Here is a 3769-nt window from a genome sequence, read left to right as displayed (position 1 = left end):
AAGCAGATCAAGCCTTTTGACCCGGTCGCCTACCGCCGCAGGAACATCATCGAACGCGCCTTCTGCCGCCTCAAGGACTGGCGGCGCGTCGCAACCCGATATGACAAGCTTATGATCAACTTCGCAGCAACATGCTACATCGCAGCTATCATCACTTGGTGGCTCAATTGAGTCTGGAGCCTAGTCTCTTAGACAAGAGCCAAGTAGCTGGCGGCAAAAGCCCGTCAATTGCTTTTTTGAAACATTATCCAGATTGTGAAAGTAGCCGAGAGGCTTGGATTGCAACGGATATGCCGGGCGCAAAACTTCATGTTCTCTCTTATGGAACGTATACCGTGTCCATCAGCGAACCGGAAACCTTCAATCAGACAGCGCTGTACTTTCTTCTCAGCGAACACGCCATGCCGATCAGCGCCGCAAAAGCCGGCTGATTGGCTTCGCTACCAGGGTTTGAAAAGACATGAATGCTATTCAGGCAACAGTAATTCAGGACAACACGGCGAGCGACGAGGCACTGAAGCTGGGCTTCCGCAATGCCATGTCAAGGCTTGGAGCGGCAGTCAACATCGTCACCACAGATGGACCCGGTGGCCGCACTGGCTTTGCGGCAACCGCAGTATGCAGCATCAGCGACACGCCGCCGAGCCTGCTTGTCTGCATTAACAGGAATTCCTCGGCCTATAAGCCGGTGCTTGCCAACCGCGTGCTTTGCGTCAACGTCACCGCGGACGCGCATCAGCCGGTCTGCCAGCTGTTTGCCAGCAAGACGCCGGCCGCCGAGCGATTTGCGCTTGGCGCATGGATGGAGCTCGAAACGGGATCACTGGTGCTGGAAGATGCACTGGAGGCCTTTGATTGCCGCGTCTCAGCAGTTCATTCCAGCGGCAGCCACGATCTTCTGATCTGCGACGTCCTGGCTATGAAGCCGCGAACCGAAGGTCGCGGCCTCGTCTATTTCGATCGGGCGTATCGTGTAGTCTGACAGGGATAGGCATCCAATTCGAACGCGGACGACCTTCGTCAGATTTCGTGGGATATGCCCTTACGACGCGACAACTTTTTGCCCAGTCATGTCTACGTGAACGGCGTCAATTGTCGCCCTTGCTCTCTCGCGAGTGCCCTGCAAGAAGCGGGGCGTATTCTGCGAGCCTACGTGAAACGTACTCCGTGAACAGGTGCACACGCATCGTTTTGCGAGTTTCCCCTTGCGTTAAAACCCAGACCGCCCCGTAGAGATGAAGATCGGTACCGGGCACTCTAGCCAGGTCCGGGTCGGCATCTCCGACGAAGCATGGGAGGGTCGTCATCCCAATCCCCTCGCGCACTGCCACAATCTGCGCTTCGGCATCAGTGGCCTTGAACGGAACTCCGCCGGCCGGAATTTCGCCTTCGCGTACCCATTCCGGAATGCCATGGCTGCTTATGGTGACCCATCGAACAGGTTGCAGGGTATTTGCACGCCAGGCAGCCAGCCGATCGCGGGATATATAGATACCGCCGAGGATATCCGGTCCTTTCAGGGCGTGAAGGTTAAGCGGCAAAGTTTTGCGATCGTAGACGACGCGGATCGCCACGTCAGCTTCCCGGTTGGTCAGGTTCGCAAGCTCGCCGGAGGACAAGATATCCATCTCTATGTCTGGATGAAGACGCGCGAATTCGGCAAAATCAGCCATAAGAAGGCGCGTGGCCAAGGTCGGTGCCAACGTCACCCGCAACAATCCTCGAACGCTCTGATCGCGACCGGAAACCCGTGTCTCCAACTGATGCGACGAAACCTCCATTCGTTCTGCGAGCTCCCTGACCTCCTCGCCCGCAGAGGTCACGCGATAGCCAGACGGCAGCTTCTCGAATATCTGCGCCCCGAGACGGCTTTCCAACTGCGCAATACGCCGCAGAACGGTGGAATGGTTTACGCCCAGTCCTTCTGCAGCAGCCCGAACGGAGCCTACGCGTGCCACGGCCAGGAAATATCTGATGTCATCCCAGTCACTCACGGTGCTCTCCAGCACCAGACCGGTGCGCTGTCGGCTTCGAAACAAAATCCAGTTTATCTTAGATCGGCCGAACGGCAAGGCCACCGTCAAGCAGGGGCCGGCCACCCGGTGCATTGACGCACCACCGATGTACGTTCTTCCCCACTGAGAGCCAGCCCTTGTCCAGCCTATCAGAGGGTTTCGGGATACACCCAAAACAGCGGCGCTACCGGGCGGCTTGGATAAGTTTCCAGCAGTGTCTTCCCCGCCCCGCAGATCGAAAACGAAGGATGCATGATATGAGCAGACTAAATGGGAAGACGGCAGTAATCACCGGTGGCGCAACCGGCATCGGTCTAGCAGCGGCCAAACGTTTCGTTGCGGAAGGTGCCTTTGTCTTCATCTTCGGGCGCAGACAGGAGGCGCTCGATGCAGCAATTGCCGAGCTCGGCTCAAATGCCCATGCTGTCAACGGCTCGGTGTCCGACGAGGCAGATCTTGATCGTCTCTACGCGGCAGTGGCGGCTGAGCGCGGCAGACTCGACATTGTTTTTGCGAATGCCGGGGCAGGGAGCGTACTTCCCCTCGGCAAGATCACAGCACTGCACATCGACGAAGCTTTCGATACCAACGTAAAGGGCGCCATCTTCACCGTTCAGAAAGCGCTGCCGCTAATGGGCAGAGGCGGTTCGATCATCCTGACCGGTTCAAGCGCTGGCACGACGGGTGCACTTGGGATGACAGCCTACAGCGCCAGCAAGGCGGCAGTTCGCAATCTCGCGCGAACCTGGGCAGAGGACCTAAAGGGCACAGGGATACGGGTAACCGTTCTCTCGCCGGGAGCAACGGCGACAGAATTTGCCAAGGCATCGCTCGGTGAAGAGGGCCAGAAGGTCTATGCCTCTATGACCCCGCTGCAGCGAATGGCCGATCCATCGGAGATCGGCGCTGTTGCCGCGTTCCTCGCGTCCGACGACAGCAGCTTCATGACTGGTAGCGAAGTCGCCGTTGATGGTGGTCTCGCTCAGCTCTGACCTCCTGTCTGCATCCCTCCGAACGAGAGTTCGCAGAACTTTAGAAATCCACACAAATCCCCGGAGAGTAACTCATGACATATGCAATCATTGGCTTTGGCAAGATCGGCTGCGTAGCGACAATCAAGGTGAGATTCAGCGTCAATCAGGATGAGACTCGCGCCGGGGTGTGACGGAGAGAGGGCGTAGCCCAACCGTAGTCATATCCCGGCGCGGCGCAGATTTTCGACGTCTCATGATCGCGGTCGGTCCGATACATTTTAGAGCGCTTCATCTTTTAACGGAACCATATCCGGCATTTTCGAGATAGTTCTGGCATTCGGCGGGCTGGATGGTTTCGACCAGGCTTCCGATATGGCGCCATGTGTCGTCGATGGTGCGCTTTTGTGCATTTCTCATCCAATGCTTGATCTTGGAGAAGGCCTGTTCGATCGGATTGAGGTCCGGTGAATAGGGCGGCAGGAACCAGAGCCGCGCACCGGCGGCTTTGATCAACTGACGGATGGTTGCCGACTTGTGACTGCCGAGATTGTCCATGACGACGATGTCGCCTGGCTTGAGCACCGGCACCAGCTGCTGTTCGACATAGGCGCGGAAGCACTGGCCGTTGATCGGTCCGTCGAAGACACAGGGTGCTGTCAGCCGATCGTTTCTCAAAGCGCCCAGGAATGTCAGCGTGCGCCAGTGGCCATGCGGTGCAAATGCCCGCAGTCGCTTGCCTTTTGGCCCCCAGCCCCTGATCGGCGACATGTTGGTCTTGAT

General features: G+C 57.6%; 5 protein-coding genes. 3 read left to right on the top strand and 2 right to left on the bottom strand.

Features of this window, described 5'->3' with window-relative positions:
• Positions 1-158: 158 nt before the first annotated feature.
• Positions 159-431 (top strand): hypothetical protein, encoded by a 273-nt coding sequence (locus GAK38_RS23640; RefSeq protein ID WP_325347325.1) that lies wholly within the window; start codon positions 159-161, stop codon positions 429-431.
• Positions 432-460: 29 nt separating this feature from the next.
• Entirely contained in the window at positions 461-982 is a 522-nt protein-coding gene (locus GAK38_RS23635) for a flavin reductase (RefSeq protein ID WP_325347324.1), read from the top strand.
• A gap of 106 nt (positions 983-1088) precedes the next feature.
• On the opposite strand, the gene GAK38_RS23630 is transcribed toward GAK38_RS23635, so the two are convergent.
• Positions 1089-2078 (bottom strand): LysR family transcriptional regulator, encoded by a 990-nt coding sequence (locus GAK38_RS23630; RefSeq protein WP_325347323.1) that lies wholly within the window; start codon positions 2076-2078, stop codon positions 1089-1091.
• A 194-nt stretch (positions 2079-2272) separates the two neighbouring features.
• On the opposite strand from GAK38_RS23630, the gene GAK38_RS23625 reads away from it, so the two are divergent.
• Positions 2273-3007 (top strand): SDR family NAD(P)-dependent oxidoreductase, encoded by a 735-nt coding sequence (locus GAK38_RS23625; RefSeq protein WP_325347322.1) that lies wholly within the window; start codon positions 2273-2275, stop codon positions 3005-3007.
• 270 nt (positions 3008-3277) lie between these two features.
• On the opposite strand, the gene GAK38_RS23620 is transcribed toward GAK38_RS23625, so the two are convergent.
• Positions 3278-3769, bottom strand: a 492-nt coding sequence (locus GAK38_RS23620) for an IS630 family transposase (RefSeq protein ID WP_325347321.1), incomplete at its 5' end; no start/stop codon positions are given.

It is taken from the genome of Xylophilus sp. (assembly GCA_009914555.1).
In the GTDB taxonomy this organism is placed as follows: domain Bacteria; phylum Pseudomonadota; class Gammaproteobacteria; order Burkholderiales; family Burkholderiaceae_C; genus WNDY01.
This window is presented reverse-complemented; position numbering and strand designations above follow the sequence as displayed.

Coding starts and splice junctions, on each gene's coding strand:
- GAK38_RS23635 (WP_325347324.1), top strand. CDS start 461: ATGAATGCTATTCAGGCAACAGTAATTCAGGACAACACGGCGAGCGAC.
- GAK38_RS23625 (WP_325347322.1), top strand. CDS start 2,273: ATGAGCAGACTAAATGGGAAGACGGCAGTAATCACCGGTGGCGCAACC.